The 15,716-nt window shown below is 52.1% G+C and carries 15 protein-coding genes; 7 read left to right on the forward strand and 8 right to left on the reverse strand.

Features of this window, described 5'->3' with window-relative positions:
* Positions 1 to 40 precede the first annotated feature (40 nt).
* The 6 genes from DESAC_RS03320 (at position 41) to DESAC_RS03345 (ending at position 5,041) form a co-directional block, all read left to right on the forward strand.
* A complete protein-coding gene (locus tag DESAC_RS03320; protein ID WP_083800184.1) occupies positions 41 to 1,753 on the forward strand; it encodes an alkaline phosphatase in 1,713 nt (570 codons plus the stop codon).
* Between the two features lie 685 nt (positions 1,754 to 2,438).
* Positions 2,439 to 3,437, forward strand: coding sequence for a type I glyceraldehyde-3-phosphate dehydrogenase (gene gap / locus DESAC_RS03325; protein ID WP_013705666.1), 999 nt, complete (start codon positions 2,439 to 2,441; stop codon positions 3,435 to 3,437).
* Positions 3,438 to 3,519: 82 nt separating this feature from the next.
* Positions 3,520 to 4,041 carry a hypoxanthine phosphoribosyltransferase gene (hpt, locus tag DESAC_RS03330; protein ID WP_013705667.1) on the forward strand — a complete coding sequence of 174 codons (522 nt, stop codon included), beginning with the start codon at positions 3,520 to 3,522 and terminating at the stop codon, positions 4,039 to 4,041.
* Positions 4,042 to 4,050: 9 nt separating this feature from the next.
* Positions 4,051 to 4,263, forward strand: a complete 213-nt coding sequence (locus DESAC_RS03335; RefSeq protein WP_013705668.1) for a hypothetical protein — start codon at positions 4,051 to 4,053, stop codon at positions 4,261 to 4,263.
* A 151-nt stretch (positions 4,264 to 4,414) separates the two neighbouring features.
* Positions 4,415 to 4,795, forward strand: coding sequence for a hypothetical protein (locus tag DESAC_RS03340; RefSeq protein WP_013705669.1), 381 nt, complete (start codon positions 4,415 to 4,417; stop codon positions 4,793 to 4,795).
* A 12-nt stretch (positions 4,796 to 4,807) separates the two neighbouring features.
* On the forward strand, positions 4,808 to 5,041 hold the full coding sequence (locus tag DESAC_RS03345) for a YMGG-like glycine zipper-containing protein (protein ID WP_013705670.1): 234 nt from the start codon (positions 4,808 to 4,810) through the stop codon (positions 5,039 to 5,041).
* A gap of 111 nt (positions 5,042 to 5,152) precedes the next feature.
* Here DESAC_RS03345 and DESAC_RS03350 read toward each other — a convergent pair whose 3' ends face one another.
* The 3 genes from DESAC_RS03350 to DESAC_RS03355 all read right to left on the reverse strand — a co-directional run bounded on the left by DESAC_RS03350 (position 5,153) and on the right by DESAC_RS03355 (position 8,957).
* Positions 5,153 to 6,688 (reverse strand): SDR family oxidoreductase, encoded by a 1,536-nt coding sequence (locus DESAC_RS03350; protein ID WP_013705671.1) that lies wholly within the window; start codon positions 6,686 to 6,688, stop codon positions 5,153 to 5,155.
* A gap of 110 nt (positions 6,689 to 6,798) precedes the next feature.
* Entirely contained in the window at positions 6,799 to 6,927 is a 129-nt protein-coding gene (locus DESAC_RS16730; RefSeq protein WP_258164926.1) for a hypothetical protein, read from the reverse strand.
* A 389-nt stretch (positions 6,928 to 7,316) separates the two neighbouring features.
* On the reverse strand, positions 7,317 to 8,957 hold the full coding sequence (locus tag DESAC_RS03355) for an NAD+ synthase (protein ID WP_013705673.1): 1,641 nt from the start codon (positions 8,955 to 8,957) through the stop codon (positions 7,317 to 7,319).
* 561 nt (positions 8,958 to 9,518) lie between these two features.
* On the opposite strand from DESAC_RS03355, the gene DESAC_RS03360 reads away from it, so the two are divergent.
* A complete protein-coding gene (locus DESAC_RS03360; RefSeq protein WP_083800185.1) occupies positions 9,519 to 10,181 on the forward strand; it encodes a PAS domain-containing protein in 663 nt (220 codons plus the stop codon).
* 45 nt (positions 10,182 to 10,226) lie between these two features.
* On the opposite strand, the gene DESAC_RS03365 is transcribed toward DESAC_RS03360, so the two are convergent.
* The 5 genes from DESAC_RS03365 to DESAC_RS03385 form a co-directional block, all read right to left on the reverse strand.
* Positions 10,227 to 11,147: an MBL fold metallo-hydrolase gene (locus DESAC_RS03365; protein WP_169311494.1), complete on the reverse strand. Its 921-nt coding sequence runs from the start codon at positions 11,145 to 11,147 to the stop codon at positions 10,227 to 10,229.
* A 323-nt stretch (positions 11,148 to 11,470) separates the two neighbouring features.
* A complete protein-coding gene (gene rho, locus DESAC_RS03370) occupies positions 11,471 to 12,718 on the reverse strand; it encodes a transcription termination factor Rho (protein ID WP_041284178.1) in 1,248 nt (415 codons plus the stop codon).
* 356 nt (positions 12,719 to 13,074) lie between these two features.
* The gene (gene coaE, locus DESAC_RS03375; RefSeq protein WP_013705676.1) at positions 13,075 to 13,680 is read right to left on the reverse strand and encodes a dephospho-CoA kinase; all 606 of its coding nucleotides are present in this window, start codon (positions 13,678 to 13,680) and stop codon (positions 13,075 to 13,077) included.
* Complete coding sequence (locus tag DESAC_RS03380; protein WP_013705677.1) at positions 13,677 to 14,672, reverse strand: RluA family pseudouridine synthase; 996 nt, start codon at positions 14,670 to 14,672, stop codon at positions 13,677 to 13,679. Before DESAC_RS03380 ends, coaE begins: the two co-directional genes overlap by 4 nt.
* The gene (locus tag DESAC_RS03385) at positions 14,647 to 15,666 is read right to left on the reverse strand and encodes a PIN/TRAM domain-containing protein (RefSeq protein ID WP_013705678.1); all 1,020 of its coding nucleotides are present in this window, start codon (positions 15,664 to 15,666) and stop codon (positions 14,647 to 14,649) included. The genes DESAC_RS03380 and DESAC_RS03385 overlap by 26 nt, the downstream gene beginning before the upstream one ends.
* Positions 15,667 to 15,716: the final 50 nt, after the last annotated feature.

Genomic DNA, 15,716 nt, shown 5'->3' on the forward strand with positions numbered 1-15,716 from the left:
CCTTATAGTTCCATGTCGCAGGACAGTGACGGCACTTATCATGGGAAATCATTCATCATCGCCGGATATGGGAAGCCCTAACGCTACGGTCCTCCAGCAATTTATTCTCCGTCCGATCATGCTGATTGTCATTGTTCTTTCCCTCGTTTATCCCGCAACAGCAATAGCCGCGGTCAAGAACGTCATCGTCCTGATCATGGATGGTTGCGGGGACGAACAGCTCACTCTGGCCCGCTGGTACAAGGGAAGTCCCTTAGCCCTAGACGCCATTCGGGTAGGAGCAGTCAAGACATATAATGCCGATTCGGTCATCCCCGACTCTGCCTCGGCTGGCACTGCGTATGCTGCCGGGGTTCGCACCAATAGCGGGGTGGTCAGTTTAAGTCCTAAAACTACAACTATTCCTCCAGCGCCCGCTCACACCCTAAAAACGCCGCGACAACCTTGCGCTACCGTCCTGGAAGGGGCACGCTTATTGGGAAAGTCCACCGGTGTAGTGGTCACCTGCCGCATCAGCCACGCCACGCCGGCTACCTATATGGCGCATACACCCTCCCGGAAAATGGATGAGGACATCACAGAGCAGGCTGTGTACCAAAATATCGATGTGGTTATGGGCGGAGGGAAAAAATATTTCCGGCCCCAATCCGCCGGGGGTAACCGGCAAGATCAGGAAGACCTTATCAGTGTGCTGCAGACCCATGGCTATCGGGTTATCCAGAACCGGACGGAACTGCACAAGCTTGACAAAGGTAAAGTCTTCGGGCTGTTTGCGTCCAACCACCTCGAAGCTGAAATTGACCGCCTGGAATGTGCTCCCGAACAACCCTCACTGGCGGAAATGACCCGCAAGGCCATTCAACTCTTGTCCGCTAATCCGGCCGGCTTTTTTCTTCTGGTGGAAGGTTCCCAGATTGATTGGGCCTGCCACGCCCACGATCCGGCCCATCTGATTGGCGATCTGCTTATGTTTGACCGGGCAGTTCAGGCAGCTTTAGATTTTGCCCAGAAAGATGGCCAGACCTTACTCCTGGCCTTACCGGACCACAATACCGGCGGCATGAGCATCGGCAATCAGTGCTCTGATCATTATTATACCCGGTTGCAGCCGGAAGCCCTCATTGCCCCCCTGAAGAAAATGCAGCTTTCCGCACCCACCCTTTGGCGTCGGGTGGGCAAAGATAAGACCCCTGAAAAAATCAAGGACACGGTTATCAGATATTGGGGAATACAACTGACCGAGAAAGATGCCCAGGAGATCCTCAAGAAAGCGGAACAGTACGGCAAGAATGCCCACAACGCCTTTGGAGAGGTAATCTGCCCGAAATACACTGATATCGGCTGGACCACCCACGGGCACACCGGCGGTGATATCCCTTTGTTCGCCTGCGGCCCCCATCGTCCCGTCGGTCTGCTCGATGCCCCTGACATCGGTCGCCTCACCGCTGAGGCCATGGATCTGGATCTAAACCTGCTTAGTGCACGTCTCTTTGTCGAGGCCCGGCAAGCCTTCCCGGCCCAGGCGGTGCGGCTTGATCACACCGACCCTTATAATCCGGTAGTCAGGATCAGTTATCATGACCGGCAGGCATCGTTGCCGGTGAACAAAAACCTCCTCTATTGGGGGGAAGAGGTTCTTCCCCTCGAAGGGGTCGTGGTCTACCTTCCGGAAACCGAGACAACGTATCTTCCGGTTCAGGCAATACAGGCCATTAAAGGGGAATCCAAACCGTTGCCTCCGATTACGAAATAAAGTATAGTACAGATTAATCAACACTTTTAGGCTATTCCACGTCACTGGCTTATCTGAAAATTTGTTACCAAGAAAAAAGTTTCGAGCTAATAAAAAAAATTCTACCTAGGCTGGAAGCCTGGGCCACCGGCAGATGATTTTTCTAGTTCGCGGGTGGCCGCTAGGCAATAACAATTAATCAGAGAATAAGTTTCGATTTCCGAGTTTCAGGTTAATAAAAAAATAACTTTTTTTCGGGTTTTTGGTTTTTCCTGATTCCCTTCTTCTAAGAAAGGGTTAGGATGAAGGAAATATAGGGTTATTTTTAACGGATAGCCGGTATCTTATATAAAAACAGTGAGCCGTGAGCCGTGAGCAGCAAAAACATTATTGTGAGCAGCCGCCACGATTCTGTTTTTATGCTTCGTTGTGTTCGGCAGAACATGTGAACTTATATAAAAACAGTGAGCCGTGAGCCGTGAGCAGCAAAAACATTATTGTGAGCAGCCGCCACGATTCTGTTTTTATGCTTCGTTGTGTTCGGCAGAACATGTGGACTTATATAAAAACAGGTTATAGGTAAGGGGTAAGAGGTAAGAGGTAATGACACCTGGCAATCCGTTGGAAGTCGACTGTTTTTATGCTTCGTTGTGTTCTTGAGAACATGGGAACTTATAAATAATGACAATTACAAAGGAGGTCGTCGATGGCAAAGGTTGCAATTAATGGCATGGGGAGAATCGGCCGGGCGGCGTTAAAGATTATCCTCAACACCCCGGAACTCGATCTGGCCGCCGTAAATGATCTGATGGGGATGGACAACCTGCTTTATCTCCTAAAATACGATACGGTTTACGGCCGCTATGACCGACCGGTATCGGCCGTTGGCGGCATCTTACGGGTGGGAGACAAAGAGATACAATTTTTTAGTGAAAAAGATCCCACCAAGCTGCCCTGGAAGGAACTTGACATCGATGTCGTCTTAGAATGCACCGGCGTCTTTACCAGCAGAGAGGGTCTGGAAAAACACATCCAGGCCGGCGCCAAAAACGTCATCCTCTCGGCTCCGGTAAAAGGCGATGGCGAAATCCCGATGGTGGTGCACTGCGTCAACACCCCTGAAGGCCGATGCCAGATTATCTCCAGCGCGAGCTGCACTACCAACTGCATTGCCCCGGTGATGGAGATCATCGATCGCCATATCGGTATCAAGAAGGCGCTCATGACCACTATTCACGCCTATACCTCGTCCCAGGCCATCGTCGATGGTCCGGCGAAAAAAGTCAGGCGCGGCCGGGCCGGCGCGGCCAACTTCGTGCCCACTTCCACCGGCGCCGCCAAGGCCACTACCGTCGCCTTGCCCCAGCTCAAAGGCAAATTTGACGGCGTGGCCGTGCGCGGGCCAGTCCCAGTGGGCTCTCTGGTGGATATTGTTCTCCTGAGCGCCCGCCCCACTACAGTGGCTGAAATCAATCAGATATTTAAAGAAGAAGCAGCCGGACCCCGTTACCAGGGCGTTCTGGGCTATGCCGAAGATGAGATTGTCTCCTCCGATGTCATCCGCGACAGCCGAGCCTCTATCTTCGATCCTAGCATGACTACGGTCGTGGACGGCGATCTGGTAAAGGTGATGAGCTGGTATGACAATGAGTGGGGTTACACCAATCAGATGATTCGGGAAGCCGTCCGCATCGTCAAAGGCTAAAATAGACAACAACCCGGGTGGGGTTTTCCCCCACCCCATTAAAGTCAGTCGGAGAATCAACACCTTCTCTTTCGGGATTTCTATGTCGCCTGTCATAACGCCTGTTATTTCCCGGCAGCGGATTCAGGAGCAGGTCTATGACCTGGCCACCCGGATCAACCATGATTACGACAATCAGGAGCTGGTGATTATCGGGGTGCTCAAGGGAGTCTTCATCTTTTTAGCCGACTTGGTAAGGCTGCTGAAGATGCCGGTCCGGATAGATTTTGTCCATCTGAGCAGCTACGGCCAAGGCTCAACTTCTTCCGGGGAGGTCTTGGTCCGCAAGGACGTGGAGATATCACTCAAAGACCAACACGTGCTCATCGTCGAGGACATCGTCGATAGCGGCCTTACCATGGCATTTCTCCTGCAGCATCTCCAAACCCGCCGACCCGAGAGTTTGAAAATCTGTTGCCTGATCGATAAGACAGAGCGTCGCACTGTCTCTGTGCCTCTGGACTATGTCGGGTTTTCAATAGACCAAGGCTTTTTAGTGGGCTACGGCCTGGACTACGCCGAACAACATCGTCACTACCCGGATATCTGTAAAATCCAACTATAACTGTCAAATATGCAGATTTTAGGAATAGATCTCTTTTATGTCCTACTGATCATCGGGGCCATTGTCATCTTTCTGATGCTGCGCGAGTTTAACTGCTGGTATTGGAAGATCAATCAGCGCCTGGCCCTGCTGGAAGAAATCCTGGCCCGCTTGGAGAGATTGGAAGGCCAACCGCCGCCTCCCCGCCACCAACGCAGGTTCCCCGAGATCAGCATCGAATAAACCGGACCATGTCCAGATGATCCATCCCCGTCATCCGGCCCGTTCTTTCCGTTTGCAGGAAGAAGAGCAAAAACGATGTAATGTCTATTCATCAACGTTGACAGTCGAGAATAGCTTGGGTATGATGAAAGAAAAATACAGGAGCTTGAAGATGCACAGAGTTAATTCCTTCCGTTTGTTTGTGCTTAGCTGCCTGGTCTTGGTTTTGATAGTGGTCTTTCCCGGTTGGGCGGCGGAGCAGGCCTTCATCTTAGACGGCACCCTGTGGCAGGATCTGTCGTATGACGCCCGGATAACGTATGTCAAAGGCGTGTGCAATATGGCTGACTTCGAGTGTCAGATCGGCGGGGCGGGCCGGGGATTTTGCGTTGCCAAGATGCTGGTGGAGGAGCTAAAGGCCAAAGCCGTAGGCGATGTTGTCAAAGATATCGATCAATATTATCAGGAAAATCCGGAGAAAATAAAAACCAGCGTGTTAGAGGTCATGGTACGACGGGCTACGAAACTGTGCCCGCCTGAACCAACAAAATAAAGAGGATAAACCATGCGGAAAATCATTGTCTTAGTCTTGCTGGTGAGTTTTCTGGCAGTGGGCTGTTCGGGTATGTCGTATACTACTCAACGCACCCTGAGTGGCGGAGCCGTCGGAGCGGCTGGCGGTGCTGCCATCGGCGCCATCGCCGGTTCGGCCGGAACCGGAGCGGCTATCGGGGCCGGCGCCGGAGTTGTCGGCGGGTACCTTTATGACCGCTATAAAAAATCTCGGGGCGAGCCCTGATCGCCGATTGGTAAAATTGTCTTATAAAGAGCACAGGCGGGACGCCTGTGCCACCAATAGTTTTTTCAATTACTCTATATTTGACATCAGATTACTATTATGTCCACATCTTCATTTTTTCCGCGGCAGACGGCAGGCGTGGGGCAGTGTGGGGGTAAAACGCTCCGGTCCGGCTGTGATCGGGCGACCGATTCTGTCTGCCAAGCCCCTAAGCATGCCTTTAAAAACGTATTGGTGCAGGGGATAGACGCTATACCAATAGATGATGCCGGCTAAACCTCGCGGCAGGAATCGGGACAGTTCCCGCAGCTCTACCAATTCCGGACCGAGTGGTATGATGGCAAATTCAAGTATCGCTTCTCCGGGTACCTTCATCTCCGCGAGCAGCAGCAGGCGGCTCTCAGGCTCCACCTGCAATACTCGCCAGAAATCGAGGGCGTCCCCGACGTAGAGCTCGGAAGGATGCCTCCGGCCACTCCGGAAACCGATGCCGCCGATGAGCCGATCGATCCAACCCCGAACTTTCCACAGGATGTTGCCGAAGTACCAACCGTTTTCCCCTCCGATGCTGACCAGAGACTGCCAGACGGCGGCTGGCGTTGCCCTCAGGGTTACCCGATAGCCGCATTCCAGGATGGTCCCGCCAGCATAATTGACATCACCGCAATAGACCCACTCCGGTGGGACCGAGGCACTGGCATCAGTCCAACAGGTGTCTACCTGCTGCATCTTGATTTTATTTAGGGCCAGTCGGATGGTCTCGCGGCAGGTCAAGAGTTTTTGGGGGATGATTTCCCGGATGCGATTTTCCTGGCAAATCACCGGATTTTGCAGGCCTTCGGCTAATGGCCGAGCGATGGCTGCAGGCACCGGTGTCACCAGATGAATCCACCAGGAGCTCAATCCGGGAGTCAGTACCGGTACCGGAATGATCAACCGTCTGGCCAGACCAGCCTCTTTGGCATAAATGTTGAACAATTCCTGGTATGAGAGGATGTCCGGGCCACCGATGTCAAAGGTCTGCCCCAGCACCTCATCATGCTCCAGGCAACCCTGCAGATAGTTTAAGACATTGCTGACGGCTATCGGCTGTACCGGATTGCGCAGCCACCGTGGCGTAATCATTACTGGCAACCGGTCCACCAGATAGCGCAGGATTTCAAAAGAGGCGCTGCCCGAACCCAGGATCATCGCTGCCCGCAAAAAGGTGACGGGAACCGGACCGGATTGCAGGATGCGGGCGACCTCGGTGCGGGAGCGCAGATGCTCGCTCAAATGGGGGTCTTCCGGTTTCCCGAGGCCTCCCAAATAAATAATGCGGTTTAAATTCGCCGCCGTTGCGGCCTGCACCATATTATGGGCCCCGGTCCGGTCGGCCGTGGTATACGAATCCGGCGCCGCCATCATGGAATGCACCAGGTAATAAGCCGCCCAGCAGCCCTCGGTCGCCTGCTTCAGGGACGCCGGATCCAAGACATCTCCCTGAGCCAGCTCCACGGCAGGATGGCTGGCCCAGGGGCGGCATTGCAACTTACTGAGAGAGCGCCCCAAGGCCCGCACTCGGTAGCCAGCCGCCAACAGATGCGGGATGAGGCGTCCGCCGATATATCCCGTAGCTCCTGTAACTAATACCGGTTCAGACCGCATAGTTCCTCTCTCCCTTTTGATCCTGCAATCTTTTCCGACATTCCCCTGTCACCACAAATAGAAAAAGGCGGGAATGCCCGCCCGTTCCAGATGCCCTGTGGTTGCGCCGGTTAATTCTGCACGCAGCCGCAGGTAGAGACGATGACCCAATTCTCTTGCTCTTGCGGCGGCAGTTGCTGATATTCTTCCTCGCTGAGGAGGTACTCCGGCGGCAGGTAATTCATATCTTCTTCACACATACATCCTCGCCCATAGCAATGCTCGCAATTTTTAGGCACATATACCTTCATGGCTGTTATGCTCCCTGTCTGATGGTCAGATAAGAAAAAAAATACTCATTTATATTGTACTATCATATGAGGTTCTGGCAAAACTAAATTTTCCCTTGCTTGTCATTCCGAGCGTAATGAATAATTTAATTTTCATGACCTGTAAAGCACCCGCAAACCATGAAAACCCTCTGCCGCTGGCGAGGCTCCCAGCCTGGGCAGAATTTTTTTAATAGCTTGAAACTTGAAACTTTTTTTCTTGGTAAGGTATCTGACAGGCTAAGATCATTCATTCTGTTCGGGTAGATAAAAACAACTATGGCGCCAGAGTTTCGTACTATTGCTATGGTTTCAATGGCTTAGGTCTCGTAACGTGCTGCAATGGGCATCCTCCGGCCGCTGCCAAAAGCCTTTGAGGTTACCTTTAAACCCGGGGCCGCCTGTCGACGCTTATATTCATTGCGGTCCACTGCTTGGATTACCCAGCGCACTGTCTCGGGATCAAAGCCCCGATCCACAATCTCCTGATAACCCCACCCTTCGTTAATGTAATATTCTAATATCTGATCCAGAATTTCATACGGAGGCAACGTGTCCTGATCCCTCTGGTTCGGCCTCAGTTCGGCGGAAGGCGGTTTGGTCAAAATCTCCTGCGGAATAAGTTCTCTCTGGCGGTTAATATAGCGGGCCAGATCGTAGATCATGGTCTTGGGGACGTCCGAGATCACTGCCAGACCGCCGCTCATATCGCCGTAGAGGGTGCAATAACCCACCGCTAATTCGCTCTTATTTCCGGTAGAAAGGACCATATAGCCCAACCGGTTTGAAAACGCCATCAGAATATTGCCCCGGATACGGGCCTGGATGTTCTCCAACGCCACGTCCAGATCGCCTACCGGGAAACAGGCCGGCAAGGAACTCAGGTAGGCCTGGTATATCGGGGTGATAGGCACAGTACAGGTTTTTACTCCCAGATTATCGGCTAGACGTTCCGAATCAGCGATACTGCCGGGGGAAGAATATAGCGAAGGCATGATCACCCCCAGGACATTCTCGAGCCCTAACGCCTGCCGGGCTAGATAGCAGGTCACGGCCGAGTCAATCCCGCCCGACAATCCCACCACCGCTTTGCTGAACCCACATTTGCGCAAGTAGTCCTTCAGTCCTAATATCAAGGCGTCATGTACCGAAGCAATTTCCGCCGCCGGCTGATATATCTCCGCCCGTCCAGACACAGAGGTATCCACTGTTACCACGGCTTCTTCGAAGGCCGGCAACACCGCTACGGGCGTACCTTGGGCGTCAAGGACCATGCTTCTGCCATCAAAAATCAACTCATCATTGCCCCCTACCTGGTTAACCAGGATAAAGGGCACCTGATAGGCCTGGCAATGTCCTTGGATAAGTCGGCGGCGGATCTCTTCTTTGCCGCAATGAAAAGGGGAGGCGGAGATATTGATAAAAATTGTTGCTCCTTGTTGGGCCAGCTCCTGGATGGGGTTGAACAGATATAATCGTCTGGCGTTGGCGTCATATTCATACCAGGCATCTTCACAGATGGATACACCAAGGATCTCGTCTTTAAAGGGAAACACCCGAACCAGGGCGGGAGGATCAAAGTAACGGGATTCATCAAAGACATCGTAAGTGGGCAACAGCGATTTCGCCTGCCAGTTTATCTGCCCCTGGTAGATTAACAGAGCGGCGTTATATAGCCCTTTACCGGTAGCCAGACCGGTAGGTACGGGGGCCCCGATGAGCAGCCCCGTCTCCGGATGCCGAGCGGATACTTCTCTCAACTCTTCCACCGCCTGTTGGACCCGGTTGATCAACGAGTGTTTTTCCAGGAGATCCCGAGGTGGATAAGCTGTCAAATAGAGCTCAGGGAAAACAACTAAATCGGAATTTCCGGCAGCTTCGCTAAATACCTTGACCGCTCGGGCGGCATTGCCGTCAATGTCTCCCACTACGGCATCGAGTTGGGCGATAGTTATGTTCATTGTCCTGAGAGCTGAGGAAAAATATAAAAAAGGAAAATCATCTCCTGCCGGTCATTGGAGGTTGCCAAGCAGAGCAGAAATACGCATATTTTTTTGTGCCGGAAAAAATCATTTGCTGTCTCCGGGATCTCCAAGGCAGCTATTTTAGCGGAATTATATTTTTAGATTTATGTAATTGCTTATATATGCCGATCTACCTATAACATTTTGCAAAATACATCTTTTGTGGTAAAAATAAAGATAGTGGAGGTTTTTGCAAAACTCGTATTATAGGGTTATTATCATTCTGATCGTAGCGAAGAATCTAATATTTCTAAAGGCTTAAGATCCTCCACTTCGCTCAGGATGACACAAAAAGCTATTTTGCCAAAGGCTCAATGCTAAACAGTTTCTGACTGTGTGGCTATGCTTGGAGAAACAGCGCCCTTCTTATACCCCGAATGCTTGGTTTAACTCAATCGATTGGAGCATGAGCACCTCTTCACGTAATTACTGAAACTTTTCATAGAAGCGAGATATTTATCTAGCAAATCGGCAATTTTGCCAAGTCGATGAGGTCATATGTCAGTTATGGAAGACATTATTCAAAATCTGCCCCTGGCTGTGCTCGTTTTTGATCACCAAGGTAAATTTATCTATGGCAACGACGCCGCCTGCCGTCTCTTTAACCTTAATCCTCATCAGGCTTACGGTGAAACATGCTCGCAACTTCTTCCTGACCTGCCGAACATTCTGTATCCCAACAACCAGGTAGGCTCCAGTGAGTGTTGTCTCAAAGACTTGGCATCGGGTAAGATCTGCTATAACCGCAGAGGCCAAAAACTGTTTTGCCGCAGCCTGCCGCTTCCCGGTGATCCGTCCGGGCAGTACCGTCAGCTCCTCTTGGTAGAGGATATGCATGATCATTGTAACCTGGCCGGAAGGGTGTTAGAGGAAGAACGCCTCATCGGCGTCACCGAAATCAGTAATACCCTGGCCCATAAGCTCAATCAATACCTGCAGGTTATCATGGGATATGTCAGCCTGCTGACCCTCGAACTGACCCCCGAACACCCGTGTTACAGTTATCTTAACAAGATACTGGAACAGTTGGAAAACATCCGTTTAACAACTCATAAACTCTCAAATATCCACCATTATGCCGTCATCGAGCGACCGGATGGCCGCCGCATGTTCGACTTGGATGAGGCTACCGCTGAGGGCACCAGCCTGCATCTCCGATAGACCGGCCATTCTCCTGGAGGTCCGGGCAGGAAAGTGCCCTTAAGACTAGCTGATCATCACCTTAGTACCCACGCAACTGACCATAAACTGCTCCGGGAAAGCGGCATAGAGGGACGCCAGGGCCCGAAAACCGGTACAATGACCAGCAAGTATCAGGCCGATGTCAAGTTCCTGCAAGCCCTTGATGGTATTTTGAATTAATTGCTCCCCTCCCGCGGTCAGATGAAATCCGCCGATAACCGCTGCTACCTTTGTCTCTCCGGTGAGTTTCTGAGCGTATCGGATCATGTTGGTGATGCCGGGATGGGAGCAGGCGGCGACGACGATCAGGCCGCGATTTTTGACCTTCATAATTAACACCTGCTCATCCCGAAAATCATCCCGTTCTTCTTTCCCATTGACTATCCGCTTCGCCCCCGGCAACGGGGTTTCATAGCTGACGCTGGCCTCAACGGGACCACTGATCAGGGCGCCTCCGGCGATCAGAGTCGGCTGGGTGTTTTCCCGCAGTCTGGCTCCGGCCCGCTCGAGCGCCTCCCGCTCCAGGGTCCAGGGTCCCACCCGTCCTCTGGGGGTGATCAACAGTTTGGGCAGATAGCAGTCCGGATGCAGATAAACCTCCAAGGGGGACTGGCGCCTGGCCAGCACTTCCTGCAAACCGCCGTAATGATCGGGATGACCATGGCTTAAAAAAAGCGCCTCGATATCCTCTACCGACCTCTCTAAGGCCTCCAAATTGTTAAAGAGGACCAAGGGCGAATTCGACGTATCCATGAGAATCCGTTTTGTCTGGCCGTTGAGCTCCATAGTGATGAGCATGGACAGACCGTGGGCTGCGATGAGAGGTTTTTTGAGACGCCCGGGCGTCATCCGCTCCACTACCCCGGGCAGAGAGGGTTCAAAGACATCAATAAAATTGTCCACCACCATCTCGACCGTCGCAGACCCAAGTTCTGGAAGTTCCATAACATACCCCCGCTTCATGCCTCAAAGATAATAAACGATCAACACGTGGCAAACGGCATTGAGATAGTTGATCTTATGCCGCTGCTGACAGCCAACCGCGCCCCATCCAGCCACTGTTGCATTCTAACCTCAGGGCCAGCGGTTTTGTCAAGTCAGAAAGTCACCTCAGACGGCAAAAATCAAACATTCTTTTCTAACGTTGGTTCATTAATGGGATGAGAGGCCGTTGCAGAAGAAAATGACGCTGATCGTAGCGATTAATTAGTCCGAAGTTCGGATAACGATGGAGCCGGCTAACCTGATATTACAAAATATACAGAGGGTTAACGGCTCATAGAAGCCAGAAATTCTGCATTGTCCTTTGTGCCGCGCATTTTTTCCAGGAGGAATTCCATACTGTCGATAGGATTCAAGGGCGACAGCAGTTTGCGCAAGATCCAGATGCGGTTGAGGTCATCTTGAGGAAGAAGCAATTCCTCTTTGCGGGTCCCGGAACGGTTAATATCTATGGAGGGGAAGATACGCTTCTCCACCAGCTTGCGGTCAAGGTGAATCTCCATGTTGCCTGTGCCTTTGAATTCCTCGAAGATCACTTCGTCCATCCGGCTGCCGGTATCGATCAGCGCGGTAGCAATGATGGTTAAGCTGCCACCCTCCTCGATATTGCGCGCTGCCCCGAAGAATCGTTTGGGGCGATGCAGGGCGTTGGAATCCACCCCGCCGGACAGTATCTTGCCACTGGGCGGCACCACGGTGTTATAAGCACGCGCCAGGCGGGTAATGGAATCTAACAAGATTACGACATCGCGTTTATGCTCCACCAGTCGTTTGGCCTTTTCCAGAACCATCTCGGCCACCTGCACATGACGCTGAGCCTGTTCATCGAAGGTCGAACTCACTACCTCGGCCTTCACGGACCGTTGCATATCGGTAACTTCTTCCGGACGTTCGTCGATGAGCAGCACGATCAGAATTACTTCCGGATGATTGGTCACAACGCTGTTAGCAATGCTTTGCAGCAGCATGGTCTTGCCGGTCCGAGGAGCAGCCACAATCAGCCCCCGCTGCCCCTTGCCGATGGGCGTCATCAGATCCATAATCCGGGGGGAAAAATTATCCGGGCCGGTTTCCAAATGCAGTCTTTGATTGGGATAGAGCGGCGTCAGGTTGTCAAATAAGATCTTGTCCCGGGTGCTCTCCGGATCTTCAAAATTGATGTGCTCTACCTTGAGCAGGGCGAAATACCGTTCGCCTTCCTTGGGAGGCCTGATCTGACCCGAAACAGTGTCGCCGGTGCGCAGATTAAAACGGCGAATCTGGGAGGGGGAGACATAAATATCATCCGGTCCGGGAAGATAATTGTAATCCGGGCAGCGTAAGAAGCCAAAACCGTCTGGCAGAATCTCCAAAACGCCCTCACCATAAATAAAGCCGTTCTTTTCTGTCTGGGCCTGCAGGATGGCAAAAATCAATTCCTGCTTCCGCAGTCCGGCCGCCCCTTCAATATTAAACTCCCTGGCCAAACTGGTTAACTCACCGATCTTCTTTTCTTTTAACTCTGTTAAATTCATAAACTCCCCATTCCGCACTACACTGCTCCTCCAAAAATAAGACAAATACTTTTTTTCACAAAGTTTCCTCTTCCATTACTGCAATCGTCTACTGCCTTTTTCCGCTGAGTGAAGGGAAAATGCCAGGCTGTGGTTTTTACTGATTAGAGCCTTTCTCGGCTCCCAAATACTTTTGATCTATGGCCAATTATGCAAACCGGGATATTGTGGTTGGGGATGCGAATTGAATAACCGCCTATTCCACCGGTAACGTTTAGATTATTTTCATGGGGGTATGGATGTAATCTGATTTATCTTATCGGCTCAAAACCGAACTTCCTGAAGGCAGGCTTTATGTCACGGTAAACTTTTTAGATTTATTTGTCAAGCTGTTTTCTTAAGGTAAGGGTTATCTTTTTTACCTGTTGGCGGGTTTCCTCAATTGAGAAAGAGTTGTCGACAACAAAATCCGCCTTCTCGATCTTTTGGTCAAGGGGAATCTGGGCCTCTAGGATGCCCTCGATCTCTGGCCCTGACCGGACATCACGCCGGGCCAGTCGGCGCTTCTGCCTCTCCCGGTTGGCGTAGACCACAATAATGAAATCATACAGGCCTTCCAGACCCAACTCAAACAGGAGAGGGATTTCTACTACCACCAGGGGCACCCCTTGTGATTGGAGCTGCGCCAGATTTTCTTGCAGCTCTTGGGCGATCCAGGGATGAAGAAGCTGGTTCAGCTTTCTCCGGGCCGTAGGGTGGGTAAAGACCAGGTGAGCCAATTTCCCCCGGTCCAAGGTGCCATTTTTCTGGAAGAATTCCCCCCCGAAGTTTTGCCGCACCGCCTCCCAAGCCGGTCGACCGGGAGTAACAACCCTGCGGGCCAATTGGTCACTGTCGATGACCGGAATACCAGCCTCTCGAATCATCGCGGCGACGGTACTCTTGCCGGAGGCTACTCCACCAGTCAAAGCTACCTTAATCATAGGCGCTGCTGCTCCAAAAAATCCAAGATCTTCTGCAAATCCTCCGGCAGCGGCGCCTCCAGGTCTAGTTCAAGATCTCGGCAGGGGTGTTTGAGGTGCAACTTCCAGGCATGCAGTGCCTGTCGGCGCACCAGGGGACGCAACTCGGTTAGCTCCGGGGGCAGGACCAGCAATCGCCGGTCACCGGCGCCGTAGATTTTATCGCCCACTACCGGATGTCCCAGAGAAGACAGGTGCACCCTGATCTGATGCGTTCTGCCGGTGTGTAACTTGAGTTCCAGCCAACTAAAAGGTCCGGGGTATTCCTGCAGCCGCCGCCAGGACGTTGCCGCCGGCCGCCCGCGGCGGGAAGTTACGGCCATTTTGTGTCTTTGAGTGGGATGCCTCCCGATTTCTTCTTCGATCTCACCCTGGTTTTCGGAAAACCGTCCCCAGACCAAAGCGAGATACCTCTTATCCACCCGACGGTTTTTGAACTGCTTGATCAACGCCTGATGCGCCCTGTCGGTTTTGGCTACCACCATCACGCCGCTGGTGTCTTTATCCAGCCGATGCACCAACCCCGGCCGCTGCACATCGCCAATTCCTCCCAGATCGGGACAGTGGTGCAACAAGGCGTTCACCAGGGTGCCGGAACTCTGACCGGCACCCGGATGCACGGTCAGACCGGGCGGTTTATTGAGCGCCAGCAGATCTTCATCCTCATACAATATCTTTAAAGGGATGGGTTCCGGAGCCAGATGCCAGCGCTGTACCTCTGGAGGGCTGACGGCCACTCGGTCGCCTTTGCGCATATGGTAATGAGGTTGCCGCTCTTCTTGATTAACCTGCACCAAACCGGCTTTTATCCATCTCTGCAGGCGGGCTCGGGAAAAGGATGGCATTTTCCGTACCAGAAAGTGATCCAGCCGCAGACCTTCCTCTTCAGCCTCGACATCAAGGGTTGTCCCGGTTGGTGGGGGGTAATCAGGATCGGACGTGGGAACCGCCATCGTCCTTGATTTCAGTAAAGATCATGCGGCCAGCAGTAGTCTGGAGGACGCTGGTGACCGCCACGTTGACTTCTTTACCGATGTATTGCCGGGCATTTTCGATTACTACCATGGTGCCGTCATCCATATAGGCAATCCCCTGACCCTGGGATTTGCCTTCCCGGAGAATCTGCACCTGCATCGTCTCCCCCGGCAACACGGCGGATTTTAAAGAATTGGCCAATTGATTGATGTTCAATACTTCGATGCCGCGCAACTGCGCTACTTTGCTAAGATTAAAATCGTTGGTCAAGATTTTGGCATGCAGCTTGAGGGCTACCTCCACCAGCTTCGAATCAACATCCATCCGTTCAATATCGGTATCCAAAAATTCCACCCGCACCCGATTCTGCTTCTGGATGCGGTGCAAGATATCCAAACCGCGGCGGCCGCGCATCCGCTTTAAATCATCGGAAGAATCAGCAATATATTGCAATTCTTTCAAGACAAATTTGGGAACGATCATCGTTCCCTCCAAAAAACCGGTATCGCAGAGATCGGCAATTCGCCCGTCAATGATGACGCTGGTATCCAGTACCTTGGGCAGGTGGCGAAAGGTTTTGCCCCCTTCTAAAAAAGGCGGCGAGACGATCTCTTCCACCTTTTTGCCGCCCAACATCAGCCCGACGTAACCGAATATTGCCGAAAAAAAGATATACAAGGGAATCTGTAGAGTGGGCAGTTCTAAGAATTGTTCGAAAGGATAACTCGCTAATTTGGCGATACCTAATCCGGTAAACAAGCCCAAGGTGCCACCCATAATCGTTTTAAGCGGTACCCGCTTAACGACCCGTTCCAACTGCAGGGTGAGAAAGGCAACGATGAGTCCAAAGCCTCCTCCCGCCCAGCCGGCCCACCAGAGATGTTGCAGATGTGGAATCTGGCTCCCGATTAAGTAGCCGCTAACCGCACAAACACCCCCTAAAATACACCCGACGACAATCTTTTGAAACAACCGCAATCACCTCTGTTTCTTCATCCTTCCATGGTCATGGGTTGAATAGC

Source organism: Desulfobacca acetoxidans DSM 11109, from assembly GCF_000195295.1.
Lineage (GTDB): Bacteria > Desulfobacterota > Desulfobaccia > Desulfobaccales > Desulfobaccaceae > Desulfobacca > Desulfobacca acetoxidans.

What these genes read in the sequence shown, in the direction of transcription:
- DESAC_RS03345 (WP_013705670.1), top strand. Translation starts at nt 4,808, where the DNA reads ATGCGGAAAATCATTGTCTTAGTCTTGCTGGTGAGTTTTCTGGCAGTG.
- DESAC_RS03340 (WP_013705669.1), top strand. Translation starts at nt 4,415, where the DNA reads ATGCACAGAGTTAATTCCTTCCGTTTGTTTGTGCTTAGCTGCCTGGTC.
- DESAC_RS03350 (WP_013705671.1), bottom strand. Translation starts at nt 6,688, where the DNA reads ATGCGGTCTGAACCGGTATTAGTTACAGGAGCTACGGGATATATCGGC.
- DESAC_RS03360 (WP_083800185.1), top strand. Translation starts at nt 9,519, where the DNA reads ATGTCAGTTATGGAAGACATTATTCAAAATCTGCCCCTGGCTGTGCTC.
- DESAC_RS16730 (WP_258164926.1), bottom strand. Translation starts at nt 6,927, where the DNA reads ATGTGTGAAGAAGATATGAATTACCTGCCGCCGGAGTACCTCCTCAGC.
- gap (WP_013705666.1), top strand. Translation starts at nt 2,439, where the DNA reads ATGGCAAAGGTTGCAATTAATGGCATGGGGAGAATCGGCCGGGCGGCG.
- DESAC_RS03320 (WP_083800184.1), top strand. Translation starts at nt 41, where the DNA reads ATGGGAAATCATTCATCATCGCCGGATATGGGAAGCCCTAACGCTACG.
- hpt (WP_013705667.1), top strand. Translation starts at nt 3,520, where the DNA reads ATGTCGCCTGTCATAACGCCTGTTATTTCCCGGCAGCGGATTCAGGAG.
- rho (WP_041284178.1), bottom strand. Translation starts at nt 12,718, where the DNA reads ATGAATTTAACAGAGTTAAAAGAAAAGAAGATCGGTGAGTTAACCAGT.
- coaE (WP_013705676.1), bottom strand. Translation starts at nt 13,680, where the DNA reads ATGATTAAGGTAGCTTTGACTGGTGGAGTAGCCTCCGGCAAGAGTACC.
- DESAC_RS03335 (WP_013705668.1), top strand. Translation starts at nt 4,051, where the DNA reads ATGCAGATTTTAGGAATAGATCTCTTTTATGTCCTACTGATCATCGGG.
- DESAC_RS03380 (WP_013705677.1), bottom strand. Translation starts at nt 14,672, where the DNA reads ATGGCGGTTCCCACGTCCGATCCTGATTACCCCCCACCAACCGGGACA.
- DESAC_RS03355 (WP_013705673.1), bottom strand. Translation starts at nt 8,957, where the DNA reads ATGAACATAACTATCGCCCAACTCGATGCCGTAGTGGGAGACATTGAC.
- DESAC_RS03365 (WP_169311494.1), bottom strand. Translation starts at nt 11,147, where the DNA reads ATGGAACTTCCAGAACTTGGGTCTGCGACGGTCGAGATGGTGGTGGAC.